This is a genomic window from Variovorax sp. TBS-050B (assembly GCF_029893635.1).
Taxonomy (GTDB): Bacteria; Pseudomonadota; Gammaproteobacteria; order Burkholderiales; family Burkholderiaceae_C; genus Variovorax.
The window spans coordinates 647,229-673,032 of record NZ_JARXYR010000002.1 but is presented as its reverse complement, the minus strand read 5'-3'; the positions used below and the strand labels follow the sequence as shown (position 1 = coordinate 673,032).

Annotated in this window: 22 protein-coding genes; 6 read left to right on the top strand and 16 right to left on the bottom strand. The window is 70.7% G+C overall.

The features are described 5' to 3' along the window. From M2165_RS06160 to M2165_RS06140, 5 genes are all read left to right on the top strand, one after another. Complete coding sequence (locus M2165_RS06160) at positions 1-3,069, top strand: Mur ligase family protein (RefSeq protein WP_280813793.1); 3,069 nt, start codon at positions 1-3, stop codon at positions 3,067-3,069. Positions 3,070-3,077: 8 nt separating this feature from the next. Then, the gene (locus M2165_RS06155) at positions 3,078-3,206 is read left to right on the top strand and encodes a hypothetical protein (RefSeq protein ID WP_280813792.1); all 129 of its coding nucleotides are present in this window, start codon (positions 3,078-3,080) and stop codon (positions 3,204-3,206) included. A gap of 79 nt (positions 3,207-3,285) precedes the next feature. Continuing rightward, complete coding sequence (locus M2165_RS06150; RefSeq protein WP_280813791.1) at positions 3,286-5,121, top strand: ATP-binding cassette domain-containing protein; 1,836 nt, start codon at positions 3,286-3,288, stop codon at positions 5,119-5,121. A 19-nt stretch (positions 5,122-5,140) separates the two neighbouring features. Next, positions 5,141-6,457 (top strand): HlyD family type I secretion periplasmic adaptor subunit, encoded by a 1,317-nt coding sequence (locus M2165_RS06145; protein ID WP_280813790.1) that lies wholly within the window; start codon positions 5,141-5,143, stop codon positions 6,455-6,457. Beyond that, positions 6,454-8,019 carry a TolC family protein gene (locus M2165_RS06140; RefSeq protein ID WP_280813789.1) on the top strand — a complete coding sequence of 522 codons (1,566 nt, stop codon included), beginning with the start codon at positions 6,454-6,456 and terminating at the stop codon, positions 8,017-8,019. The genes M2165_RS06145 and M2165_RS06140 overlap by 4 nt, the downstream gene beginning before the upstream one ends. A 16-nt stretch (positions 8,020-8,035) precedes the next feature. Here M2165_RS06140 and M2165_RS06135 read toward each other — a convergent pair whose 3' ends face one another. The 16 genes from M2165_RS06135 to M2165_RS06060 all read right to left on the bottom strand — a co-directional run bounded on the left by M2165_RS06135 (position 8,036) and on the right by M2165_RS06060 (position 24,590). After that, on the bottom strand, positions 8,036-9,448 hold the full coding sequence (locus M2165_RS06135) for a sigma 54-interacting transcriptional regulator (RefSeq protein ID WP_280813788.1): 1,413 nt from the start codon (positions 9,446-9,448) through the stop codon (positions 8,036-8,038). A gap of 15 nt (positions 9,449-9,463) precedes the next feature. After that, positions 9,464-11,551 carry a TadG family pilus assembly protein gene (locus tag M2165_RS06130; protein WP_280813787.1) on the bottom strand — a complete coding sequence of 696 codons (2,088 nt, stop codon included), beginning with the start codon at positions 11,549-11,551 and terminating at the stop codon, positions 9,464-9,466. 26 nt (positions 11,552-11,577) lie between these two features. After that, positions 11,578-12,078 (bottom strand): TadE/TadG family type IV pilus assembly protein, encoded by a 501-nt coding sequence (locus tag M2165_RS06125; protein WP_280813786.1) that lies wholly within the window; start codon positions 12,076-12,078, stop codon positions 11,578-11,580. Beyond that, on the bottom strand, positions 12,075-12,554 hold the full coding sequence (locus M2165_RS06120) for a pilus assembly protein (protein WP_280813785.1): 480 nt from the start codon (positions 12,552-12,554) through the stop codon (positions 12,075-12,077). The genes M2165_RS06125 and M2165_RS06120 overlap by 4 nt, the downstream gene beginning before the upstream one ends. A gap of 28 nt (positions 12,555-12,582) precedes the next feature. Further along, positions 12,583-12,969: a DUF3613 domain-containing protein gene (locus M2165_RS06115; RefSeq protein WP_280813784.1), complete on the bottom strand. Its 387-nt coding sequence runs from the start codon at positions 12,967-12,969 to the stop codon at positions 12,583-12,585. Further along, positions 12,966-13,844 (bottom strand): tetratricopeptide repeat protein, encoded by an 879-nt coding sequence (locus M2165_RS06110; protein WP_280813783.1) that lies wholly within the window; start codon positions 13,842-13,844, stop codon positions 12,966-12,968. The genes M2165_RS06115 and M2165_RS06110 overlap by 4 nt, the downstream gene beginning before the upstream one ends. Beyond that, on the bottom strand, positions 13,841-14,788 hold the full coding sequence (locus M2165_RS06105; protein ID WP_280817480.1) for a type II secretion system F family protein: 948 nt from the start codon (positions 14,786-14,788) through the stop codon (positions 13,841-13,843). Before M2165_RS06105 ends, M2165_RS06110 begins: the two co-directional genes overlap by 4 nt. A gap of 5 nt (positions 14,789-14,793) precedes the next feature. Then, a complete protein-coding gene (locus M2165_RS06100) occupies positions 14,794-15,795 on the bottom strand; it encodes a type II secretion system F family protein (protein WP_280813782.1) in 1,002 nt (333 codons plus the stop codon). Beyond that, positions 15,788-17,101, bottom strand: coding sequence for a CpaF family protein (locus M2165_RS06095; RefSeq protein ID WP_280813781.1), 1,314 nt, complete (start codon positions 17,099-17,101; stop codon positions 15,788-15,790). The genes M2165_RS06100 and M2165_RS06095 overlap by 8 nt, the downstream gene beginning before the upstream one ends. 6 nt (positions 17,102-17,107) lie before the next feature. Continuing rightward, positions 17,108-18,391: a histidine kinase gene (locus tag M2165_RS06090; RefSeq protein ID WP_280813780.1), complete on the bottom strand. Its 1,284-nt coding sequence runs from the start codon at positions 18,389-18,391 to the stop codon at positions 17,108-17,110. Between the two features lie 10 nt (positions 18,392-18,401). Further along, entirely contained in the window at positions 18,402-19,775 is a 1,374-nt protein-coding gene (locus M2165_RS06085) for a type II and III secretion system protein family protein (protein ID WP_280813779.1), read from the bottom strand. A gap of 52 nt (positions 19,776-19,827) precedes the next feature. After that, a complete protein-coding gene (gene cpaB / locus M2165_RS06080) occupies positions 19,828-20,850 on the bottom strand; it encodes a Flp pilus assembly protein CpaB (RefSeq protein WP_280813778.1) in 1,023 nt (340 codons plus the stop codon). Between the two features lie 75 nt (positions 20,851-20,925). Then, complete coding sequence (locus M2165_RS06075) at positions 20,926-21,423, bottom strand: A24 family peptidase (RefSeq protein WP_280813777.1); 498 nt, start codon at positions 21,421-21,423, stop codon at positions 20,926-20,928. A gap of 10 nt (positions 21,424-21,433) precedes the next feature. Next, complete coding sequence (locus M2165_RS06070) at positions 21,434-21,613, bottom strand: Flp family type IVb pilin (protein ID WP_280813776.1); 180 nt, start codon at positions 21,611-21,613, stop codon at positions 21,434-21,436. A gap of 424 nt (positions 21,614-22,037) precedes the next feature. Then, complete coding sequence (locus M2165_RS06065; protein WP_280813775.1) at positions 22,038-23,093, bottom strand: L,D-transpeptidase family protein; 1,056 nt, start codon at positions 23,091-23,093, stop codon at positions 22,038-22,040. A gap of 351 nt (positions 23,094-23,444) precedes the next feature. Further along, complete coding sequence (locus tag M2165_RS06060) at positions 23,445-24,590, bottom strand: tetratricopeptide repeat protein (protein ID WP_280813774.1); 1,146 nt, start codon at positions 24,588-24,590, stop codon at positions 23,445-23,447. A 193-nt stretch (positions 24,591-24,783) separates the two neighbouring features. Between M2165_RS06060 and M2165_RS06055 the strand changes: the two genes are divergently transcribed. After that, complete coding sequence (locus tag M2165_RS06055; RefSeq protein ID WP_280813773.1) at positions 24,784-25,794, top strand: tripartite tricarboxylate transporter substrate binding protein; 1,011 nt, start codon at positions 24,784-24,786, stop codon at positions 25,792-25,794. The last annotated feature ends 10 nt before the right edge of the window (positions 25,795-25,804 follow it).

The window sequence follows — 25,804 nt, the reverse complement described above, 5'->3', positions numbered from 1 at the left end:
ATGATGTCCTTCTCCGACCAGCTCCACGCCTGCCACGAGCGCCTGGTCACGGTGTGCGCGGCGTTGCCGGCGCCCTATCCGGCCTTCACGCTTTTCTTCTCGGTCAGCGACGGCTCGCAGCGCGCGCACGTCGTGCATGCGCGCGCGGCCGACTTCGAAACCGCCTGGCGCGAAGGCGCCGACGCCGTGGCACGCTGGGTGCGCGCCTCGGGCATCGTCTCGCCGTGGCTGCGCATCGACTGGGTCGAGGGCGCGAGTCCGATGGACTGGGCGCAGTTCAAGGCCCAGCTCGCCGCCGTCAAGCGCAACTACTTCCGCCTCGGCCTGGCCTTCGACCAGGACTTCGCGACCGCGTTCACCGAGCAGGAGCTCAACGCCAACGCGATGCTCAGCGGCGATTCGACCATCGCGCATGCGGTGGTGAACAAGCGCAACTGCGAGCTCTATGCCGAAGCGCGCTTCGCACGCCCGCTCGGGCTCGACCTGCGCGCGGACCACCAGGTCTACCTGCTCGCGACCGTCGGCGTGTTCTGCCAGGCCGACGGCGTGGTGCACAAGCTCGTGGGCACGGGGCTCGATGCGGGGCGCCGCCAGGCACCGGCGCTCACGCCGTCCTCGGCGCTCGAACTCGTGCGCAGCGGCACGGCCTACCTCGCGCGCCAGGTGCAGGAAGACGGGCTCTTCGTCCAGGGCTACTTCCCGTGCTTCGACCGCCGCATTCCCACCTACGACGCGATGCGCCATGCGGGCGTGGTGAGCACGATGGTGGAGGCGTGGGAACTCACGCGCGACGAGAAGCTGCGCGCCGCGATCGACCGTGCGCTGCATCCGCTGGCGAGCAGCCTGGTGCGCGAGTACCGGCTCGCCGACGGCACCGAGGCCGCGTTCCTGGTCGAGGGCGACGAGATCACGCTCGGCGGCACCGCCGCGGCGATCCTCGCGCTGGTGGCGCATTCCGAGGCGATGGAAATGCGCCGCTGGCTGCCGCTGCTGGAGAAGCTGGCGCTGGGCATCGCCTCGCTGCAGGATGCCGCCACCGGCCGCTTCGACCACGTGGTGCAGGCCGCCGACCTGCGCCTCAAGCAGGCGTCGCGCGCCGTCCATCACGAGGGCGAGGCGGTGTTCGCGCTCATGCGCCTCTACGGCCTCACGCGCGATCCGCGCTGGCTCGCGGTGGTCGAGAAGGCCTTCGACCATTTCATCGCCGGCCAGCACTGGCAGGCGCACGACCACTGGCTCAGCCGCGCGGTCAACGAGCTCGTGCGCTGGAGCCCGCAGGAGAGGTACTTCCGCTTCGGGCTGCAGAACGTCGCGGGCTACCTCGACTTCGTGCTCGACCGGAAGACCACCTTCCCGACGCTGCTCGAACTCATGCTGGCCGCGCAGCAGATGCTGCAGCGCCTCGAGGGCATGGCGGCCATGCGGCACCTGCTCGACGAGCTCGACACCGAGAAGTTCTACCGCGCGCTCGAGTACCGCGCCCACTACCTGCAGAACGGCTTCTTCTGGCCCGAGATGGCGATGTACTTCCGCCGTCCCTCGGCCGTCGCCGGCGCCTTCTTCATCCGGCACCATGCCTTCCGCGTGCGCATCGACGACGTGGGGCAGTACGTCTCGGGCTTCGTCGCCTACCACCGCTACCTGCTGGAGCGGCCGGTGCTGCCGGGCGCCGGCGGCGCCAGGGACGACGGCGCCGACTGGACCGCCGAAGAGATGGGCCGCGTGACCGGCGGCGAATGGGTGGTGCAGCCGGACGAGGGCTGGCGCGCCACCGGCGTGACCCAGCGCTCCTTCATGCGCAAGGGCCGCGTGGTGTTCGAGCACCAGGCGCGGCCCTCCAAGGCGCCGCTGGCCGCCGTCATCCTGAAGGGCGTGCTGCAGCCCGCGGCCGCGGTGCTGTGCACCGACGCCTCGGCGCACCTCGACAAGCGCGTGCCCGTGCTCCAGGTGCCGAACGTGCCGCAGGCCGTGCTGGCCCTGGGCGCGCATGCGCGCACCGAGTTCGCGGGCCGCGTCTGCGGCGTGGTGGGCAGCGGCACCGCGAGCGGCACCGTCGCCGCGATGCTGGCCGATGCGCTCGGCGTCTGGGGCGAGGTCGGCCAGCCCGAAGGCAACGTGAGCCTGCCCTCGGGCATGGCCTGGAACCTGACCTGCATGCCGCGCCGCGCCGCCTACTGGGTGCTGGAGATGGGTTCGCCGAACCTGCCCGCGCTGACGCAGCTCGTGCGCCCGATGCTGACGGTGGTCACCGGGCTGTCGGCCGCGGCGCAGAAGCACCGCGGTCCCTCGGAGGCGGCCGCGCGCCAGGACAGCCGCATCTTCCAGGGCATGGCGCCCGGCGACACCGCGGTGCTGAACCGCGACCTGCCCGAGTTCGCGACCTTCGCCGAGGCCGCCATGGCGCACCAGCTCCAGATCGTGACCTACGGCGCGCACCGGGATGCCGACGTGCGGCTGGTCGCGTTCGATCACGGCGAGGTGCAGGTGTCGGTGCTCGGCGAGCCGTTCCAGCTGCGGCTCAATGCGCCGGGGCGCCACATGGGCGCGAGCGCCGTCGCCACGCTGGCGGCGCTGCATGCGATGCGGCTCAAGCTCGCAGCGGCGGTGGAGCCGCTCGCCGGTTTCGAGCCGCCGGGCAGCCGCGGCGCGCTGCACACCATCCACATCGGCGGCGGCAGCTTCAAGCTGATCGACGAGACCTACGACGCCAACCCCAGCTCGATGCGCGCCGCGCTCGAACTGCTGTCGCAGGCGCCCTGCGAGCCGGCGCGCCGCGTGGCGATCCTCGGCGACATGCAGGAGCTCGGCCCTGCCGCACAGCGCCACCACCTCGACCTCGAGCCCGAACTGCTCGCCTCGCAGCCCGACCGCGTGCTGCTGTGCGGCCCGCTGATGCGCGGGCTGCATGCGCGCATCCGCACCAAGGTCCGTTCGCACTGGTTCGTCGACGTGGCCGACCTGTCGACCGCGCTCGGCGGCCTGCTGCAGCCGGGCGACTGGGTGCTGGCCAAGAGTTCCCCAGGCGTCGGCCTGTCCCGGCTCGCCCGGGTTTTGAAAGCACTGCCATGAAACAAGACATGTCCCTCTTCCTGTCCCGCCAGCATGCGCCGACACCGCGGCGCTGGTGGCTCGGCTGGGTCCAGCTGCTCTGCGCATGGCTGCTGTGCATGTTGCTCTGCGCCAACGTTGCACTTGCGCTCGCCTGATGCGTGATTTGGCTGTTGTAACAGTCGGGTAACAGTCGATAATGACCGTCGGCGTCATTGCCGACGGATCGGCCTTCCCATGATCAAGTTTCTCCTGCCCACCCAGTTGGTGGCCGACCTGCCCGAGGAGCCGGGCGGCAGTCCCTACGCAGGCGCGCTGCACAAGGCATTCCGCGATGCCTACCCGCTGGTGAAGAGCGCGGCATGGCGGTCGCTGCCGATCAGCCTCTTCGGTCTGCTGCCTTCGATCTTCCTGCTGCAGGTGTACGACCGCGTGCTGTCGCGCAGCGGCGTCTCGACGCTGGCGGCGCTGGTGAGCGGCATCCTGTTCTTCCTGTGCATCGAGTTCTGGCTGCGCACGCGGCGTTCGCGCATGCTGCGCAACGCGGGCGCGATCATCGACCACGGCGTGTCCGGCGCGCTGCTGCACTCGATGCTGAGCCGGCCGCTGCGCATGCTCGAATCGCGGCCCGCCTCGGTGTGGCACCAGTACTTCCGCGACGTGGCCTCGGTGCGCGGCACCGTCACGGGCGGCCTCGCGCAATCGATCTTCGACCTGCCGATGGCGGTCTTCGCGCTCGCGGTGATCGGCATCGTGGCGTTGCCGGTGCTGCCGGTGGTGGCGCTGTTCCTCGCGATCATGGCCTTCCTGGCCTGGTGGTGGGCCGACGAGGTGCGCACCGGCCGCGTCGAGGAAGTGCAGCGCGGCCGCGGCCTCGACCGCATGACGGCGGAGATCTGCAATGCGCGCGAAACGCTCAAGACACAGGCCAACGACGGCCCCACGGTCGAGATGTGGCGCCAGACCTACAACGACTGGCTCGGCGAGAGCTTCAGCAAGAACGGCCAGATCGAGACCGCGCGCGACGGCACCACGGTGCTGCTGACGGTGTTCTCGGTCATCGTCGTCACGGTGGGCGCAGTGGCCGTGATGGAGCAGTGGATGACCGTCGGCGGCCTGGTGGCCTCGAACATGCTCGCGCTCAAGGCGCTGCAGCCGGTGGCGGGGCTGGTGTCGAGCTGGCGCTCGCTGGCCGCCGCCAAGGAAGCGGCGAAGCGCCTCGAGAAGGTGCTGGCCGAGCCGGTCGAGAAGCCGCCCACCGGCATGACGCTGCCGCAGCCGCTCGGCCGCGTGACGCTCAAGGACGTGAGCTTCGGCTTCGACGCCGAGGCGCACAAGCCGGTGCTGGAGAACGTCGACCTCGACATCGGCCCGGGCGGTCTGCATGTGATCGTCGGGCGCAACGGCGCCGGCAAGTCGACGCTGGTCAAGCTGCTGTCGGGCCTGTACACGCCCACGCGCGGCGTCATCAGCATCGGCGAGTACGACCTCTCGCAGTTCGGCCGCGAGGAGCTGTCGCGCTGGATCAGCTACCTCTCGCAGGAGGTCTACTGGTTCGGCGGCCCGCTGATCGACACCATGCGCCGCACCGCGCCCGGCCAGAGCGACGAGCAGGTGGTGGCGGCCTGCAAGCTCTCGGGCGCGCACGACTTCATCTCGCGGCTGCCCGACGGCTACCGCACCGTGGTGGGTGAGGGCGGCGTGGGCTTCTCGGTGGGCGAGCGGCGCAAGCTGGCGCTGGCCATGAGCTTCCTGCGCAAGCCGTCGGTGCTGGTGCTCGACGAGCCGAGCAACGACCTCGACTTCCAGAGCGAGCGCGCGCTGCTCGCCACGCTGCTCGCGGTGGCGAAGGTGCGCACCGTGGTGGTGGTGACGCATTCGCTGCGCATCGTGTCGGCCGCGACCACCGTCTACCACGTGACCGGGCAGGGCAACGTGGAGCAGGGCACGGCCGCCGTCATGGTGCCGAAGCTCTTCGGCGTGAAGAAGGCCCTCGTGGCCTTGACCGATTCCGAGGACGGCGCCGACGGCGCGCATGGGCCGGGCACGGCCGCGAACCGTTCGATGGCGTGAACTACAGGGGACAGCGATCTTGAAATCGGATTTGCCGCAGATTCTTCAGGACGAAGAACACAAGCGCGCGGCGCAGACATCGCCGGCAGGCCGGCGGCGCCAGTGGATCATCGGCGGCGTGGTGGCGCTGCTCGCCGTGGTGGGGCTGGGCTTTCCCATGGAGACCGTGGTGGTGGCGCCGGGCCGGGTGATTCCGTCGGACCGCGTCAAGTCGATCCAGCATCTGGAAGGCGGCATCGTCAGCAACGTGCTGGTGAAGGAGGGCGACCGGGTGCGGCAGGGCCAGTCGCTGGTGGAGATCGACCTCGGCGGCAGCGGCCTCAACTTCGAGGAACTCACCGCCCGCCATGCGGCCACGCAGGCCACGCGCGTGCGGCTCATGGCCGAGAGCCGCGGCCAGCCGCTCAAGCGCGAGAGCTTTGCCGCCGACATCGACGCCAGCGTGCTCGATGGCGAGGTCGGCGCCTACCAGGCGCGCGCGCTCGAGCAGCGCGGCGTGATGGCGGGCGCGGTCTCGGGCCTGGAGCAGGCGCGCAGCCGGCAGCTCGAGCAGCAGGCCAAGGTCAAGGGCCTGAACGACCGGCTGGCGCTGATGCAGAAGGAACTCGAGATCTCCGAGCAACTGCTCAGCGAGAAGCTGGTCGGGCAGGTCGAGGTGCTCGAGAAGCGCCGCCTGGTCGAGGGCGTGCGCAGCGAACTCGCCGTCGCGCGCCAGGGCGCCATCTCGGCCAGTGCCGCGATCACCGAGGCCGAGGCCAAGATGGCCGAGGCCGAGGGCCGCTTCCGCCGCCGCGCTTCCGACGAACTGGCCACCGTCGAGCGGCAGTTCGCGAGCCTGAACGAGGACCTCGCACGGGCGCGCACCCAGCGCTCGCGCACCGTCGTGAAGGCGCCCGCGGACGGCATCGTGAAGGGGCTGCGCAGCGCGAGCCCGGGCTGGGTCATCAAGCCCGGCGAGCCGATCATGGAAGTGGTGCCCGACAAGGACGAGGTCATGATCGAGGCGCGGCTCAATCCCAACGACCGCGGCTTCGTCGAGATCGGGCAGGGCGCGCGCGTGAAGATCACGGCCTACGACTACCTGCGTTACGGCGCGGTCGACGGCAAGGTCACGCTGGTGGCGGCCGACGCCGACCGCGATCCCGCCATCGCCAACGCGGCGCCCTACTACCGCATCCTGGTCAGCACCGAGCAGACCTGGGTCGGGCAGAAGGAGAACCGCATCACCGCCGGCATGGAATCCGAGGTCGACCTGAAGGTGGGCACCGATCCGTTCATCTGGTACATCCTGCGTCCCGTGCTCAAGCTGCGGCGCGAAGCCTTCCGCGAACCATGAGCGCGCGCCACTCGACAGGCCGGCGCCGCGGCACCGGCGCGCTGTGCGCGGCGCTGTGCGCGAGCCTTGCGCTGGCGCCGCTGGTCGCGGCGGCGCAGGATGCACAGAACGCGAACGAGGCACCCGCCCGGCTCGCGCCCGCGCGCCGCCTCTCCACGCCTTCGCTCGGTGCCGCGAGCTACGCCCAGCGCGTGAAGCAGGCGCTGATCGCGCTGTCGCAGGAATACCCCGAAGTGCAGACCGCGCAGGCGGCGGCCAACACCAGCGGCTTCGGCGTCGAGACCGCGAAGAAGGCGCGCTATCCGCGCTTCAAGATGGGCACCGCCTCGGGCAGCTACAACAGCGGCGCGGCCGATGCGAGGTCGCAGAACTACACCGTGCTGACCGCCGAGGCGCGCGTGAGCGTGATCGACGGCGGCGCGATGAGCGCCGCGCTGCGCGCCGCCGAAGCGGGCCACCAGGCCGACGACGAGGCGGTGGTCACCACCTCGCAGAAGGTGGTGCTGGATGCCCTCACCGCCTACCTGCAGGTGCAGCGCTTCGAGCTCAAGAAGCAGATCGCGCGCAAGTCCACCGAGCTGGTGGCCGAGCTCTCGCGGATCGAGGCCCGGCGAGTCGCGCTCGGCGCGGCCGGCGAGAACGACCTGAACATGGCCGCCTCGCGCCGCGCCAGCGTGGCCGCGCGCGAGTCCGACTTCGAGGCGCAGCGCGACGAGGCGCTCGCCAAGTTCAACACCTACTTCCGCTTCATGCCCGACGCGGCCTCGCTGCCCGTGCTTGCAGCGCCCGCCTACTGGCGCATCGCCTCGCGCGAGGAAGCCCTGCGCCGCGCCGAGGAACGCAGCACCGAGATCGCCGAGGCCAAGAACCGCGTCGCGCGCGCCCAGGCGCTCGTCGAGCAGCAGGAGGCCAGCATCTGGCCCACGGTGGATGCGGTGGTCGTGAAGAGCAAGGATCCGCGCGGCGTGTCGCCGCAGGACCCGACGCGCGCGGCCTTCGAGCTCAACTGGAACTTCGGCAACGGCTTCGACCGCCAGTTGCGGCTCAAGTCCGCGCTGGCCGAAGTGGCCAACCAGGAAGCCAAGCTGGAGGGCGTTCGCCTCAACCTGCTCGAACTCACCTCGGCCTCGTGGGCGCGCACCGTCTCGGGCCGCGAGCGCGAGCGCCAGCTCATGGAAGCCGTGAGCACCTCGGGCCAGGCCTTCCGCGGCCGGCGCCGGCTGATGGAGTTCGGCCGCGAGACGCTGCCCAACGTGCTCGACGCGCAGCTCGACTACTACAACCTGCTGTTCGACTACGTGGATGCGGTGTTCGACCTCCGCATCACCGAGCTGCGCCTCGCGCGCACCGTGGGCGAGCTGCGCATCGACCCGGAAGCGGGCAGCCCCTGGATCGACCGCATCTTCGGCCCCCCGAGCCGCCCCGCGCTGAGCGAGGACGGGATGCTCTCGATGCTGTGCATCTCGAGCAATGCGGCGTGTGCGAGCGAGCCGGTGGTGGACCGGAGCGCCGCCAGCTCGGCGGCGGTGTTGCGCAGCACCCCGCGTCTCTCCGCGCGCTGAGGCCCCTCGCGGCGGGCTAAGTCTCTTCGGGGATGCCCGGTTCGCCGTCGAGGATCTGGTACTTGCGCATCTTCTCCCACAGCACCTTGCGGCTGATGCCCAGGTGCTGCGCGGTGTCCTGCCGCTTCCAGTCGTTGACCTCCAGCGCCGCGATGATGCGGTTGCGCTCGGTGCTGTTCCAGCCGCGGCGCTCGCCGTCGAGCGCCATGCCGCCCGCACCGTTGCCGTTGCCTGCCACCATCGCGGGCGTCGGCGTGCCGCGCGTGAGGGCGATCGCGCGCTGGATCAGGTTCTGGTCCCAGCAGCGCATCTGCCGCGCGATCACGCCCACGCGTTCGGCGAGGTTGCGCAGCTGCCGCACGTTGCCCGGAAAGTAGATCTCGGCGACCGCGTCGCTGAGCCAGTGCGGGGTCTCGCCCAGCGTCTCCAGCTCGTCGCCGAGCACGTTGGCGAGCAGCGCCTTGAAGATCGCGATCTTGTCGATCTCGCCGCGCTCCTCGAGGCTGGGCACGTGCAGCTCGATCACCGCGAGCCGGTAGAACAGGTCGGCGCGGAACTCGCCGCTCGCCACCATCTCGCGCAGGTTGCGGTTGGTGGCGGCCACGAGGCGGAAGTCGACCCGGATCGGCGCCGTGGCGCCCAGGCGCGTGACCGCGCCGTCCTCCAGCACGCGCAGCAGCTTGACCTGCTGGTACTTCGGCAGGTCGCCGATCTCGTCGAGGAACAGCGTGCCGCCGGTGGCCTGCTCGAAGTAGCCGCGGTGCGCATGCACGGCGCCGGTGAACGAGCCCTTGGTGTGGCCGAAGAACAGCGACTCGAAGAGCCCGTCGGGAATCGCGCCGCAGTTCACCGCCACGAAGGCGCCCTTGCCGTAGTGCTCGTGGCCGAGGTGCAGCTGCTGCGCGATGCGCTCCTTGCCCACCCCGGTCTCGCCGCGCACCAGCACGCTGTGGTTGCAGTTGGCGAAGGCGCCGACCTCGGCGAGCAGCGACTTCATCGCATCGGAATGCGCCACCAGCTCGTCGGGCGGCTGCGGCGCCACGTCGCGCGCGCGCAGTTGCCGCACGAGCTTGGCCACCATGGTGCGCAGTTCGGCGCAGGTGAAGTCGTAGGGCAGCACGTGCAGGTACTCGGGCGGGTAGGTGCGCGAGTCGCGCTCGCGCGCGGCCGCCGCGACCCAGATCACCGGCATGCCCTGCAGCAGCTCGGTCGCATGCGCGAGGCCGCCGTTGTCGATCACGGTGACGCTGAGGATCGCGACCGAGGGCCGCAGCGCGGTGCCGCGGTCCTGCGGCGGCGGCGGCATGCCGTCGGCGCGGATCACCTCCACGTCGAAGCTCGCCATGCAGCGCGCGATGCGCTCGAGGATGTCGGCCTTGCCTTCCCAGACGTAGAGGTCGAGTTCTTCGAAGTTGGAAGCAGCGCTCATGAGGAAGTACGTGAATCAGTAGACAAGCTCGACGCCCCGGTGGCACGAGAGGCGGGCGCCGACCTCGGCCCTGGCGAGGTCGATGCCGAGCAGGTCCAGCAGCAGGTTGACGGCGGGGTCGAGCAATGGGGCGAGGGCATCCTTGACGATGTTCTGCAGCGTGTTGAGCAGGCCGCTCACGAGGCCCAGCGTGCCGTTGAGCAGCGGGCCGAGCACGCCGCTGGTGCTGCTGGCATACGCCTGCACCTTGACGCTGCCGAGCGCCGGACCGAGGCTCTGCACCAGCGACTGCGTGCTGAGCGGCTGGAACGAGGGATCGAGCCCGGGGCCGTCGTAGGGCGCGGCATCGATCTCGGGCAGGTTCGCCGCCGCGGGCGCGGCGTAGTTGAGCGCCTGACCGCCCGCGCTGCCGCCCACGTCGGCGTTGACCGACAGGCCGAGGCCGGAGATGACGTTCTTCTTCGCGCTGGCCGGGTCCGTCACGAAGGTGCCGGCCGCATTCTTCCACTTCTTGCCGGAGCAGATCAGCGAGAGCAGGCATGAGTCGAACCTCGCCACGCTGTAGCCGATCTCGATCAGTTCCACGGGCTCCGCCAAGGCCGGCGCGGACGAAGAGAAGGGGTTCGTCACCTTGCCGATGTGAAGCTGTGCCACGCTGGTGGAGGCCTGCACGGCGAGGGTCTTGTTCTCCCCCACGCCGCAGGTGTGGCCCGTGACGAGTGCGGCGCCGTTGCCCGAGCTGAGGCTGACGTCGATGGGAGCGGAAAGCGCCGAGGCATAGATGACCTTGGTTTCCGCACAGGCCGGAAGAATGCCGCCGCAGGCGATGGTGCCGACCAGATCGGACACGATGGTGCCCAGGTTCAGCGTGGCCACGCTCTCGAGGAAATTGATCAGCGGCGAGATCGCCGCCGTCACGGCCGACAGCAGATTCGAAACGACGTTGCTCAGCCCGCTCAGGTTGACTGACAGCAGCAGCCGCACCTGCGCCGTCCGCACGTAGATCCGGTTCGGATCGCTCACCCCCTGGCTCGGATCGATCAGCGCCGGATTGCCCACCGCCGACACCTGCGGCGGCTCGATCGCGCGCACCTTGGCGGTGACGCCCGCGATGCCCGGCAGGCTGACGGGAATGTCGGCGGCCAGCGCATTCTTGCCGTTCGCGAGCTGCACCACGCCCTGCACCAGGTCGAAGAGCTGCAGGTCGGTCTGCAGGCCGGCGGTGTCGGTGCCGGTCGCCACGTCGAGCAGTTCGCCGAGCTTGAGCGCCACCGGCGACGCCTGCGCCGCGAGCGCGATCTGCTGCAGGGCCTGCACCGCGACGTTCGCGGTCGCGCCGCCGCGCTCCATGACCTTGATCATGCTCTGCAGCAGCACGCCGGCATTCACGTCGGTACCGAGCACGCCGTCATAGCCCGCGGTGCTGATGCCGAGGTCCAGCTTGAGCTGGTCCAGGAAGTCGAGCAGCCGGATGCGCGAATCGACCAGGCCCTGCCAGCCGCCGGCCGACAGGCTCAGCGAACCGCCGAGCATCCCGCCTACCAGCGCATTGAGAAGCACCGAGCGCTGCGTGTCCACCGTCGCGAGGGTGCTGCGGATGCTCAGCGATGCGAGCGGCTGCCGCTTGGCCGCGAGCGCCTCGACGCTGATCGCGAACGCCGGGTTGCCCGGCAGCGCCGGCAGCAGCAGCGGCGCGGTGCGCGTGAGCGTGACGCGCACCGCGTTCAGGTACTGGCCCGCGGACGGGGTGCCGAAATGCAGCGGCGCCGGATGGGCCGCCGGATCCCAGTGCCCGCACTGCACCTCGGCCGCGCTCACCGGCGCGAGCAGCGCGGGCATGTTCTGCGCCGCGTTGGCGACCGCCGCGGCGCTGGCATCGGTACAGCTCGCGGGCTGCACCGCCTGCGCGCCCGAGAGCGCCGCGAGGTCGGCGGTCTTCTGGAGCTCGCGCTTCACGTAGAACATGTAGCCCACCTGGGTGCCGATCAGCACGATCAGCACCAGCGAGACGGCGATGATGGCGTTCACCACCACCGAGCCGCGCATCCGTCCGCGCGCGGCAGGCCGTCGCTGGCGCGCGGCGTGGCGGAGGGAGGCGTGCATGGCGTGGTTCATCGGTGCGCTCCGCGTCAGGAAGAGGTCGCGACCGCCGCCTGGCTGCGCAGGGTGTCGGGCATCCAGCGGCTGGTGTCCAGCACGGGCAGCGTGGGCAGCAGCCGGTTGGCGCTGTAGGGATAGCTCAGCGTCACCACCGCCGTGGTGCCCGCGCCGCCGCCGGCCGGGGCGCCGAGCGTGACGGCGACGGTGGTGTTGGCGGCGATCCAGCTGCGCTTGCTGCTCCAGCTTCCGCTGCTGGCGGCGGGCACCACCAGCGAGGCCGAGAGCGAGTCGTACACCGCGGCCCGCACGCGCGCATCGTTCGCGGCCACCGGCGGCGAAAGCAGCCGCGGGATGGCGCGCGCGCCGTCCTCGGCCGCGCGCGCGACCACCTGCTGCGTGTAGAGCACCGCGCCGAAGGTCGCGAGCGCATAGATGATGAAGAAGAGCGTCATGAAGACGAGCGCGAATTCGATCGCCGCGATGCCGCGCTGCCGGCGCATCGCCCGCGACAGGCGCGCGGGCTGCCTCACAGCATGCCTCCGTCGAGCAGCATGCTCGCCTGCCCGGCGATGGTGTCGGGCACCGCGAAGCTCGGCAGCGGCGGCAGCAGGCTCGCCATGCTGCCCGCGGTCACGGTCACCACCACCTGGCAGCGCTGCGCCCAGGCGCCGCCGCAGTTCGGCGTGACGCAGTTGCTCGTGCCGGCATCCGTCAGCTGGCAGCGCTGCGCCGTGACCACGGGCGCCACCGGCAGGTTGAGCGGGATCTGCGCCTCGGCCACGCGGATCGCCTCGGCGCGCCGCGCGTCCCAGGTGGCCTGGTAGCGCAGGGCCGCGCGCGCACCGTCCTCGGCGGCGTTCTGCAGGCCGCTGCGCAGCGTGAACACGATGGCGTAGCAGACGATCGCGTAGAGCATCGTGAACACGAGCAGGAACACGATGGAGAACTCGACCGCGTACACGCCGCGCTGGGCGCGGGCGGTTCGGCGATGCGGGATCTTCTTCATGGGCGTGTGCGGTGCGTGGCGGCGTGGGCTACTTGCCGCTGTCGCCCGGCGCCTTCTTCACCGACGAATTCAGGTACTCGGGAATCGGATGCTCGAAGCTCTTCAGGTAGCGCTCGTAGCTGCGAAACGCGACCGGGCCCGCGATCGGCCGCGGCGTGGGCGACGCGATCTCGCCCGAGCGCTGCCAGGCCAGCAGGGCGCCGGTGGCATCGCCGACGCGCAGCGGCGGCGGCGAGCCGGGCTCTTGCTGCATCTCGGCCACGGCCTGCGCGTTCTCCTCGATCAGCGGCGCCGCGGGCGTGTCGTCGGCGCGCGCCTGCGCGGCCGCGAACGCGAGCGCGACCGCCAGCACGAAGCCGCACGCATGCAGCAGCGGCTGCGCCGGACAGCGGCGGACAAGGGCTTGTGATTTCATGGGGCACCTCGGGGGTTCGAGCCGGCGCGCGGCCGGAGGGTGGTCTGGGAGGGCTTGAGCAGCAGCGGGATCGCGCTGTCGTCGAGGACCGGTGCGCCGGCGACCGGCGTGGCGGCGACGACCGGTGGCGCTGCGGGCCGTGCGAGCTGCCGTGCGGCGTCGCGGATCGCCGCGCGCGTGGCCGGCGGCATCTTGTTGGCATCCATCAGCGCCGCGGCCTGCGCATGCTGCTGCGTGGCCTCGAGGTACATCGCGAGGTTGGCCTGCGCCTGCGGGTTGTCGGGCCTGAGCTGCAGCGCCTGCATCAGCGGCAGCCGCGCCTCGGCGACCTGGCCCGCGCGCAGGCTGGCGTAGCCCAGGTCGTTGAGCAGCAGCGCATCGGTGGGATTGCGATCGCGCGCCTGGCGCAGCATGCGCACCGCCTCGGCATAGTCGCCGCGTGCCCCGGCCAGCAGGCCGAGTCCGCGGTAGCCGGCTGCCGCCAGCGGCGTGCCGAGCAGCCGCCGGTAGGCGGTCTCGCTCTGCGCGGCCTGGCCGGCGTGGCGCAGCGCCTCGGCACGCGCGCGCGTCGACTCGGGCGAAGCGCCCCAGCGCTGCTCCAGTGCATCGATGTGCGCGAGCGACGCGAACCACAGGCCTTCCTGCTGCATCTGCTCGACCAGCTTGAGGTAGGTGGCCTGGGTGTCGATCTGGCTGCCGGCGCGTGCGCTGGCGCCTTCTTCCGCGGCCTGCCGCTGCTGCGCTTCGGCGACCGCGGGATAGGCATCCTTCGGTCCGGCGCAGCCGGTGGCCGCGAGCGCGCATGCGAGCGCGAGGACGGAGGCGACGCCGCCGGGCAGGCGTCGGAAGGCGGGGGGCGCGAGGCGTGCGGTCATTTGGCAAGGGCTCCCAGCGAACGGAAGACGGCGAGGAACCCGGGACCTGCGGTCACGATGACCAGCGCCGGCAGCAGCGTGATCACCATCACGCCGGTCATCTTGACGGTGATCTTCCCGATGCGTTCCTTCATCTCGGCACGGCGGTGCTCGCGCAGCCGTTCGCTGTACTGCCGCAGCGGCTCCTGCACCGCGCCGCCGTGGCGGTCGACCTGCACCAGCAGCGCCACCAGGCTCGTCAGGTTGTCGTTCCTGTGCAGCGTGCCCAGGCGCTGCAGCGAATGCTCGCGCGTGCGGCCCTGGCTGTACTGCCGGTTGGCGATCGCGAGTTCGTGGCCGAGCACGTGCAGCACGTGCGAGAAATCCGCCGCCATGATCTGCAGGCTCTGGTCGAGGCTCAGGCCCACGCCCTGCAGCAGGCGCAACAGGTCGACGAAGAGCGGCAGCTCGTGGGCGACCCGCTCGCGCCGCGACGCGGCCTGCCGCGCCAGCAGCCACTTCGGCGCCATGAAGCCGATCACGAAGGCCGCGGCCAGCACCGCGAACACCTGGCGCTGCGGCTGGCCGCCGGCCCAGACCCAGTAGGCGGCCACCGGCAGCAGCACGGCCAGCAGCACCCGCAGCACCAGGAAGATCAGCTGCGCGCGCTGCGAAGGAAAGCCGCACTGGTCGATGAGGTTGCGGTCCTCGTCGGCGACCAGCAGGCGGCCGAGCCGCGTGTCGAGCCAGTGGAAGGGCAGCTCGACGTCGGAGGGCGGGGGCGCTTCGGGCTCGGCGGCATCGACCGGCGTGCCTTCGCCGCCGCGGCGGATGGCCCGGCCCAGCACGCTGCCGCGGCGCGCGCGCCGGAGCTCGCCGCCGATCAGCAGGCCCGCCATCGCAAGCAGGCCCAGCGCCAGCAGCGCGAGGCTCAGGATGCCGAGCTGGGACGGCGTGAAGCCCATGCCCGTCATGCGAACCTCGCCAGCCGGTAGAGCAGGAACGCGCCGGTCAGCTGCAGCGCCGCGGCGCCGAACACCATGTACTGGCCGGTGGTGTCCTGCCACATGCGCAGGAAGTAGGCCGGGTTGAGCGTGATGATCATGGCCCCGACGCAGATCGGCAGCAGGCCGAGGATCCAGGCCGAGAGCCGCGTCTCGGCCGAGAGCGCCACGAGCTCGTGCTCGGCCTGCTCGCGGTCGCGCATGAAGTTGGCCACGCGCTCCAGCAGCAGGTCGGCGCGGCCGCCGTAGCGCACGCCCAGCCCGAGGATCGAGGCCAGCAGGAACATCTCCTCCACGCGCACGCGCGTGGCCATCTGGTGCAGCGCGCGGTCCAGGTCGACGCCGGCGCGCACCAGGCCCGCGGCGCGTTCGAGGTAGCCGCGCAGCGGCGCCCGCGTCGACGCGATGCCGAGCTGGAACGCCGCCTGGGTGGAGTTGCCGATGGTGATCAGCCGCACCATCGCATCGATGAAGGCCGGCAGCTGGCTCACGAGCTGGCGGCGGAATTTCTGCAGCCGCAGCCAGATCGCGAAGGCCGCGACCAGCGCGAGGAAGAGCAGCGCGCCGAGGCCCGCTGGCCAGCCGCCGAGCAGGCCCGCCAGCGCGGCGAGCAGCACGATCGCGCCCGCACCGAGGCCGAGGACGCGCGTGGCGATCACGCCTTCGAGCCAGTCCGGCACCAGCGCCTCGAGGCGGTTCCTGCGCGGCGCCTGCACCGGCTCGGCCGGCCCCGCCGAGGCCCAGGGGTCCGTCATCGGCATCGCGCCGCCGGACAGCGGCGGCGGTTCCGCGCGCAGCGGCGGCTGCGGCGCTTCGCTGTCGGGCGAGAAGCTGGCGTCGATGCGCTGCTTCAGGTGCGCGCCGGCGAGCCGCCGCGCCTGCCGCGTCGAGGCCCACTGCCACAGCAGCAGCCCCGCGGCCGCCATCAGCAGCGCGATGCAGGCCAACGCGAGCAGGCCTTCACGCACGGCGGTCTCCGGCGCCGCGCGCGAGCGTCTGGCGGAAGCGCGTGATCTTCGGCGAGTGCGGCGCGATGCCGAGCGACACCCAGCGGTCGCGCTCCTCGCCCTCGGGCGTGACGGTGGGTTCGTAGCGGTAGAGCTCCTGCATCGCCACCACGTTGTCGTTCACGCCCGTCACTTCGCTCAGCGAGAGGATGCGCCGCTGCCCGTTCGAGAGGCGGCCGATCTGCACGATGAAGTCGATGGCGTTGGCGATCTGCCGGCGCAGGCTGGTCTCGCTGCCCTGGTAGCCCGCGAAGCCCGCGAGCATCTCGAGGCGGTAGAGGCATTCGCGCGGCGAACTCGCGTGGATGGTGCCCATCGAGCCTTCGTGGCCGGTGTTCATCGCCTGCATCATCTCGATCACCTCGGCGCCGCGCACCTCGCCCACGATGATGCGGTCGGGCCGCATGCGCAGGCTGTTGCGCAGCAGGTCGCGGATGCTCACCACGCCGGTGCCGTCGAAGCCGCCGGGCCGGCTTTCGAGCCGTACCACGTGCGTGTGGCCGAGCGAGAGTTCGGCCGTGTCCTCGATGGTGATCACGCGCTCGCTGTGCGGAATGAAGCTCGCGAGCGCGTTGAGCAGCGAGGTCTTGCCCGAGCTGGTGCCGCCGCTCACGAGGATGTTGCAGCGCGCGCGCACCGCGATCTCCAGCAGCTGCGCCATGCCCGCGTCGAAGGTGCCGAGCTTCACGAGGTCGGCCGGCGTCAGCGGCTCCTTGCGGAACTTGCGGATCGAGACCGAGAGCCCGTCGATCGCGAGCGGCTCGATGATCACGTTGATGCGGCCGCCGTCGGGCAGGCGCGCGTCCACCATCGGGTTGGCCTCGTCGAGCCGGCGGCCGAGCGGCGCGAGGATGCGCCGCACGATGCGCATCACGTGCTCGGAGTCGGTGAAGCGCAGCGTCTCGCGTTCGAGCACGCCGTGGCGCGACACGTAGACGTTCTGGTAGCCGTTGATCAGGATGTCTTCCACGCCCGGATCGTTGAGCAGGTCTTCCAGCGGGCCGAAGCCCGCGAGCTCCTTGGTCAGCGCATCGGCGATGAGCTGCATCTCGCGGTCGTTGATCGGCACGCGGCGCAGCCGCACGAAGCTGTCGACCTCGAGCTCGACGAACTGCTGGATCGAGGCGCGCGACCAGCGGCCGAACTCCGCGCCCAGTTCCTCGATGCGGCTCAGCAGGTGGTCATGGGTCCAGCTCTTGATGTCCTGGAACTGCTGCGAGTTGATGAATGCCTGGTCGTCGTCGGCAAATTCGATTTCGTTGGACATGGGGGCTCAACCTTGATGTGAACTCTTCCAGAAGCCGGTGATCTGCGACATCAGCGCAGCCCAGCGTGGATCCTTGGGCGGCGGTTGGCCCGTGACGGACATGTATTCCTGGGTCAGCCCGCGCGCAAGGCCGATCACGGACTGCGCGTACGGGTCGCTGCGCGCGGTGCGCACCAGCATCTCGCCGCGGCTCGCGGCCGCCAGCAGCGCGGCGCTGCGCGCGGGCAGCACGTGGCGCAGCGGCAGCTCGAGCCGCTCGGCGATGTCCTTCGCCGACAGGCCGACGTTCTTGTCGAACTTGTTCACCACCAGCGCCAGGCGGGCGACGTCGACGCCGCGCGTGCGCAGTTCCTTCAGCAGGTTGGCGGTGGAGACGATGGCACCGATGCTCTGGTCGCAGACCACCCAGGTCTGCTGGGCCTCGCGCACGGTCTGCGCCATGAAGTCGACGGTCGAGAAGCCGCCGAGGTCGGCGATCTGGAAGTCGAAGAAATCCGCCAGCCGCCGGATCAGCGCTACCGAATCCGCATGCGAGATCTCGCGCACCTGCGCCAGGCTCGCGGGCAGCGGCAGCACCGCGACGCCGCTCGCATGGTGCGCGAGCGCGGTGTGCAGCAGCGTCTGGTCGAGCCGGCGCAGGTTGCGCACGCCGTCGACGAAGCTGAAGCCGCTCTGGGTGTCGAGGTAGAGCAGGCCGTCGCGCGCGGGCAGCCCCAGGTCGAGCAGCGCCACGCCCTGGCGGGCCGATCGTCCGGGCGGCCGCGCGGGCAGGTGCGCCAGGTGCTCGTGCAGCGCGAGCGCCAGGCTGGCCGCCAGCGTGGTGACGCCCAGGCCGCCGCGGGCGCCGAGCAGCGCCAGCGTGCAGCCGCGCTGGCCGCCCTGGAGGCTGGCGCGCTTGTCGAGCAGCGCGCGCAGCGTGGCCACGGCCTCCGCGGGCGGGGCGGAGATGTCGACGAAGTCGTCCACCCCGGCGCGCAGCGCGGCCAGCATCGCGGCCGGCTCGGCCGACAGGCCCGTGGCGAGCACCGGCAGCGCGGGCCAGTCGCGCTTGAGCCGCTCGTGGAGCTTGCCGGCGGCGGCGATCTGGTCCGGCGAGAAGTCGATGAACACCGCGGCCGGGCCGAGCATCGCGATGCGGTCGTCGATGGACTTGGCGTCCGGTTCGAGCACGACCACCGAGCCCACGCGGCCCAGGGTGTCGGTGAGCCAGGTGATGTGGCTGCCGTTGACCGAAGCGAACAGGTAGGTCTCGGCGCCCGTTTCCGGCAGGCTGTCGCGGGGTGCGTTCATGGGGCGGTGCTCAACGCGAGAAACCCGGAACGGCCGTGTCGGCCGCCCCGCCGAGGAAGAAGGAGCGCCACACGGCGCCGTCGCGCTGCTCGGCGCTGCCGGGGAGGTAGGGCGCGAGGTCGGTGTCGCGCGCGATCGGCTTCACGAGGTGCGGCGTGACCACGATCACCAGTTCCTTCTCGTTCATCTGGTACTTGCTCTGCTTGAAGAAGGCGCCAAGGATCGGCAGGTCGCCGAGCAGCGGGATCTTGTCGGCGTTGGAGGTGGTGGTGCGGCTCACGAGCCCGCCGATGATGAAGCTCTCGCCGTCGCCGAGCTCGACCGTGGTGTCGGCGCGCCGCGTGGTGATGGCGGGCACCGCGACCCCGCCGAGGCTCAGCGAGTTGGTGTAGTCGAGGTCGCTCGCCTCGGGCGCGACCTTCAGCACGATGCGGTCGTTCGACAGCACCGTGGGCGTCAGCGTGAGGCCGATGCCGAAGGGCTTGTATTCGATCGCGGTGGAGCCCAGGCCCTGCGGCACCGGCACCGGCAGCTCGCCGCCCGAAAGGAAGCTTGCGCTCTGGCCCGACATCGCGACCAGCGTCGGCTCGGCGAGCACGCGCGCCATGCCGTTGCCCTCGAGGAAACCGACGTTCAGGCCAACGCCCGCGCGGCCGAAGTTGAGCAGCAGGCTGAAGGCCTGCGCGAGCGGCTTGTTGTATTCGCCCGAGATCGAGCCGTCGGAACCGAAGCTGGCCTTGGTCAGGGAAGACGGCGTGAACACGCCGAAGCTGAAACCGCTCGAATTCGCGCGCGTGCTGAAGATGTTGAGCCCCGCCTGCTTGAGCACGCTGCGGTTGAACTCGACCACTTTCACGGCCACCTGCACCGTGTGGCTGCGCACGTCGATCGTCGAGGCGTCGGCGATCGGCGCCTTGTCGGGCTGCGTCGAGAGCGCCGTGTCGCGCGCACGCTGGTGCGCGGGCATGCTCTCGATGCTGCCCGAGAGCACGGCGCTGCGGCGCTGCACGTCGAGCGTGTAGGTGGTGGCGGCGGACTGGCCCTTCTCCCAGACCATCAGCGTGGTGCGGCCCGCCTGCTTGCCGGTGAGGATGAGCCGCGCGGCGGGCGAGCCCGGCGTCTTGCGCGTCACGGTCACGCCCGCGACGGTCTCGTCGGCCAGCGCGATGCGGTCCACGCCGCGCTCGATCAGCAGCTCGCGCTGCGAACCCGCAGTCACCACCAGCGGCGCGGGCGGCTGGCCGGGCGCGGCGGCCGGCGAGGTGGCGGCGGGTGCGAACGCAGGTGCCGCCAGGCACAGCGCGAGCAGCACCGGGCGCAGCAGGAGCCCGGGCGTGGCGCGGCGGATGGCGGGGGGCGTCGTCGCGCGGTTCGGGTCCGGCATGGATCGGCTTCTTTCTTGGGGGAAGGGAACGGTCATGGGCGGCGCGTGCCGATCAGTAGCGGATGGTTTCGCTGCGGTCGCCGCGGATCATCTCGACCTCCATACCGGCGCGCGGTGCGGCCGCAGCGGCGGTGGCCGGGCGCGGCGCGGCCGCCGCGGCGGAAGCGCGTGCGTCGGCGACCAGCCGGCGGGCGGCGGCACCGCCGCCGGTGGCCAGGTCGACGGCCGTCAGGCCCGCCTGGGCGCTGTCCAGGCCTTCGAGCGGCGCGCGTGCGGGCTCGCCGCGCCGGGGTGCCGGCGGCTGCAGCGCCGGCGGCAGCTCGGCCAGCAGCGCGGGATCGGGCAGGGCGGTGTCCAGCGGGTTGCGCAGGGCGAGCAGCAGCCGGCCGGCGGATTCGCCGAGCGTCAGTCGGTTGATCTCCGCCACCGGCACGGCCAGCACCGCGGTGCGCGCCGCCTCGGCGCGCTGCTGTTGCTGTTGCTGCTGCGGGTTGCTGCGGCCTTCGGGGTTCCTGGACGGCAGCCCGTCCAGCGAGGCGGTGCCGAAGGCGAGCACCCGCTTGCGCGACAGCAGCAGGCGCGCCTGCGTGCGGTCGATGTCCTTGCCGTCCGACTTGAGCATGACGAACACGTCGACGAAATCGCCGGGCTGGACCTTGTTGCCCACGCCCATGACTTCGTCGGCCTTGACCGCCACCGCCCGCTCGCCTTCCTCGACGCGCATCGCGAGGCCCGAGGCGAGCTGGCCCTCGAGCAGCGGCGTGCCCTCGCCGATGTCGAACACCGGCACGCGGCCGACCACGGCCGCGGTCTCGGTGAAGGCGCCGGCCGGGTTGATGGGAAGCTGCGCCACCCGGACCGCGTCGGCCGGGATCGCCTGGCCCGCCGCCACCGGCTTGGCGGCCACCACCACCGCGAAGGTGGGAACGCGCGCCGTGCTCGAAGCGGCGGCCGCGGGCGCCGTCGCAACCGGCGGCGCCTTGGCCGGCTGCCGGCTGAGCACCCACGCATAGCCGCCCAGTGCGATGGCCAGGAGCACCAGGATGGCGGCGACGATTTTGGTGAGATGGATCATGGACGGCGGTGAAGGAAGTGGGGCATCGGCAGTTCGTAAAAGAAGAGAGGCCCCACGGTGACGAGCAGCGCGGGGCTAACTCTGTCGGCCCCAGGCCATCCAGACGGCCGCGACCACCGCGAGGTAGGCGGCAAAGGGAATCGGTCGGGTCTGCTGGCGCAGGCCCGGATCGTCGGTGGCGCGCGGCCTGCCCGACAGCATCAGCGTGAGCCGCGGAAACCACGGCAGGCGGCGAAGCACCACCAGGAGCACCGCATGCAGACCGGCCAGCAGGCTGGCACCGATCCAGATCGGCAGAAGCGGCGCCGCACCGACCCAGAGGCCGAGCGCACCGGCAAATTTGACGTCGCCCGCGCCCATGAGGCCGGCCACGTGGAAGACGAGAAGAAAACCGAAGCCCAGGGCGGCGCCTGTGAGCGCGTCGGGCCAGTGGACGCCGAATGGCTGCGCGTTCATGGCAAGGGCGCCCCCGGCAAGCGCCGCGCCACCCAGCACCAGCCAGTTGGGGACGCGGCGTTGTCGGGCGTCATGGACCGTGACGAGCAATAGCCAAAGGAGCCACAAATAGGGCATTCGGTCGGACTTATCCGCCCACTGCGGTCGCAATACGAGCAAATACCCCTTCGAGGACAGCACCGACGCCTGTTCCCGGTGCAGTAAATACCGCGACCAGAATAGTTGCCATCAGCCCCGCAATGATTCCGTATTCAATTGCGGTGGCGCCTTCTTCATCGCGGAGAAAACGAGTAATAGAGCGAAGCATGATTTACCCTTTGAAAAATGTTAACGAACCGGCTGGCACGTGGATGTTATACAGCGTAACTCCATGTATCAACAAGGTAACTACCGGGGAGGACCGCCCTTCCTGTGCTAGCACCTACCCCTAAGCAGGATGGCGGCCAGCCCCTGTACGCCCTCCGGATGGCTGCTGTTCGGAGGGCAGCGACGCATCCGTGGGACCATTCTTACGCCTGTAAACAGAGCTACCCATACCATGAATGTGGTACATCCGTTACCCGGAACAGAGGGGTGTGGAAGGGTCGGTGTTACGGGAACATCGGGGCGAAACGTTACGTAGCGCCGCGGTTACAAGGCGAGTTGTAACGCCCCAAAATAGGGCTGCGAACTGCGGAAAATGTCACGAATCCGACCCCATGACCCCTCGCGCGGAGGGGTGGGAACCGGCCTCAGCCGAGGATTTCCTCGTGGAAAAGCTTCCACTCGCTGCCTTGGCGCAGCCAGTACTGGCGCCGGGTGCGCCCGCTTTTCTCGCCTTCGAACACTTCGCCGAAGGTGGCGATCATCGTGTCGTCGCCTTCGCGCCAATGCAAATACGAGGCGTCCTTGAATTGGGCGCGCCTGCCTCTGGCGTATTCCAATTCCTCGTTGAGCGCCGAAATGCCTTCGGTCGTTTTCTTATTGGCGCGCTGGAATTCCGGCAAATAGAATTTCTTCAATTGCGCTTCGCTGCCGCTGGCGCGCGCTTCTTTCCAGGCCGAAATGGCACCGGTGAAGGACTGCGCCTCCTTCTCGGCCTGCGCGCGCGGAATCCATTGCAGGCTCGACGCGGTCACGACCGGGGTGGCGCCGATCTGTACCTTGCGCAGCAGCTGCTTCAGGTCGGGGTTGGCCATGACCACGCAGCCGTCGCTCGCGAGCGGCGCGCGCGCGAACTGCTGCGGCGGCGTGCCGTGCAGCCAGATGCCGCTGCCGGTTCTGCCGCGCCGCACGTCGTAGGGGTTCGGGTAGTTGATGGGCAGCGCGCCGGCGCCGTAGAAATCCTTCAGCGACTTCGGGTCGAGGCTGCTGGTGATGTAGTACACGCCGAGCGGCGTGCGCGCGTCGCCCTCGGCGGCCTTGCCGATGCCCGACTTGCCGACCGACACGTAGTAGTCGGCCGCGAGCTGCAGTCCCTTGTCGGAGTTCTCGAACAGGTAGAGCCGCGAGCGCGAGGCATCGACCGCGATGGCATAGCGGCTGCGCGTCGAGAGCGCGAGGAACTGCGAAGGCACGGTGCCGGGCGGCGGACGCTCGCGCAGCGCCTGCAGCCGGCGGCGCGATTCCTCGCGCAGCTCGGCCATGGCCGGGTCGCTGCGCAGCCGGCCGATGCTCGAGGCGTCGGAGAACGCGTGCGCCGGCGACACCTGGGTGGCGAGCAGGTCGGCATAGACCAGCTGTGCGAGCTGGAAAGTTGGGATGGTCGCGCACCAGCTCGCGCGCCTTCTCCAGCGCGGGCCGCGCATGGCCGCGGCCGAAGAGTTCGTAGATGGCGATCAGCCGGGCTTCGGCGCCGCTCGCCTGCTCGATGGCGCCGGCGGTGCCGGAAGGGGCGGGCCTGCGAACGCCCGGCTTGCGGGCGGACGCGGCTTTCGCTTCCTTCGTCGACGGGCGGCTGCCTTGGGCCTTGGCTTTCGTGGCGGCCTTCGCGGTCTTCGCGCTACCGGCCTTGCCGCCGGGGGCGGTCCTGGCCGGCGTGGCTGCGGCGCCGGGTGCGGCCAGCAGCAGCGCGGAGGCCGCCATCAGGGCGGCCAGCAGGTTTCCGGCGCGGCGCGGCGGAAGGTTCTGGAGCCGGCCGCGCCGGACGATGCCTGCCACTATCCCCCGACGCTTTCCTTGCGGATCTGCCACTGGTTGCCCGACGTGCGCTGCAGCTCCAGCGTCTTGCGGCTCTTGATGTTGAGGCTGTCGGCGCGATAGATCTGGCGGAACCGGGCGGTGGCCGTCTGGCCGTCGACGTGGACCACGAGGTTCTCGAGGTTCACGCTGATGTTCGACTTGCCGACGATGCGGGCGCGGCGTTCTTCTTCCCAGCTCTTGCGGCTCTGTCCGCCCGGCGGATCGAAGTCGGGGCCGTAGGCCGCGAGGTAGCGCTCCATGTCCTGCGCGGCCCAGGCGGCGGCCCATGCGCGGACGGCGGTTTCCACTTCGGCGGAAGAGGCCGGCGCAGCAGCCGGAGCGGGCGCCGGTGCAGCGGAGGCTTCGGGCGCCTTGGCCACGGCCACCGGGGCCGCGGGCGCGGGGGCCGGTGAAGGTGCAGCGGCGGCCTTGACAGGCGCGGGTGCAGGCGCCGGTGCGGGCGGCGCTGCGACGGGCGCCTTCGCGACGGCGACGGCGGCGGGTGCAGGTGCGGGCGCAGGGGCCGCGGCCTTCGGTGCCGGCTTGGCGGTGTCGTTGGCCGCCACCATCGTCGCGCCCGCCGGCGGCGTGAACAGCGTGCGGATCACCGCGAGCTTGGGCTGCACGGCGGTGTTGTTCTGATCGAGCTGCAGCGCCTTGCTGTAGGCCTGGCTCGCGAGGCGCGCGTACACGTCGCCGAGGTTCTCCTGCGCCGTGGCGTAGCTCGGGTTGGTGCGGATCGCGCTTTCGAGCGCGGCGCGGGCCTTGTCGTACTGGTTCTGGCTCGCGTAGATCACGGCCAGGTTGTTGTAGGGCTCGGGCAGTTCGGGCGAATCCTGCGTGAGCTGCGTGAAGGCCGCGATGGCCTCGTTGCGCTTGCCCGAATTGAGCTGGATCACGCCCTTGAGGAAGCGCATCTGCGGATCCTTCGGCTTGTCCTTGAGGAAGGCGTCGGCGCGGCTCATGGCCTCGTCGAGCTTGCCCGCCTGCAGCAGGCGGTCGACCTCGTCGTGCTCCACCGCCGCGAACGCGCAGAGCGAGATGCCGCAAGCAGTGGCCAGGAGCGCGGCGCGAACGACGTGGGACAAGCCGAAGCGGGCTCGCGGCAGGGGGCTCTTGGGCATTGCGGACAAGACCTCGTAGGGGAAGAAAGGGGAATGCGGCGAGGATTGTATGTGGGTGCGTTAACTTCCGGACACAGCTGGCGGGCCGTCGCCAGTGAGCAGGGGCTTCGACTTGCGCAATAGGGCACGTTCCTGTAACGTTCTGTAAGTTCGGCCTCGCCGGGCGCCCAGCCTCTCACTCTCTGGAGTCACCTTGAAGATCACCAAACGCCGCTTGCTCGAAAGTGGCGCTGCAGCAGTCGCGGCCTCGTTCTTTTCGCCGGGTTCCTGGGCCCAGCGCGCGGCTGCGGCCGGCGCCGAAGCCGCATGGCCAACCAAGCCCGTGCGCATCCTCGTGGGCTTTCCGGCGGGCGCATCGCCCGACCTCGCGGCGCGTGCCATCGCCGAGCCGCTCGCCAGGATCCTGCGCCAGCCGGTCACCGTCGAGAACAAGCCCGGCGCCAGCGGCAACCTGGTGGCGGACCAGGTGGCCAAGGCCACCGACGACCACACGATCGGCGCGCTGATCAACGGCAATCTCACGATCGCGAAGCTGCTCAATCCGAAGCTTTCGTTCGACCCCGAAAAGGACTTCGCGCCGGTCGGCCTGATCGGCACCGCGCCGCTGGTGCTCGCGGTGTCGGGTGCGGCCGAGGGCAAGACCGCCGCCGACCAGCTGCTGTGGGTGCGCAACCTCGGCAGCGCGGGCAAGTACGGCACGCCGGGCGTGGGCACGGTGGGGCACTTGGGCATGGAACTCATCAAGAGCCGTGCCGCCATCACGGCGCAGCACAAGCCCTACACCGGCAACCCGCAGGTGATCGCCGGCCTGCTCGCCAACGAGATCCAGCTGGCGCTGCTGCCCCCGGGGCTGGCGCTGCCGCACGTCAAGTCGGGAAAGATCAAGGCGATCGGCGTCACTTCGCCCGAGCGCAGCCCGCTGGCCGGCGAACTGCCGACGGTGCGCGACGCGGACGTGCGCGGCGCCGACCTCGAGATCTGGACCGCGCTGGCCGCGCCCGCGGGCATGAAGCCGGCCGCCGTCGCGCGGCTCAATGCGGCGCTGAGCGAAGTGATCGGCTCGCCCGAGGTCGCCGCGGCCCTGCTCAAGACCGGATGGCAGGCCCAGCCGGGTTCGCCCGAGGCGCTGGCCCGGCGCATGCGCGCCGACACCGCGCGCCTGGGCGGCGTGATCATCATGAAGGGCATCCAGTCGGAGGGCTGACGCCCTCCGG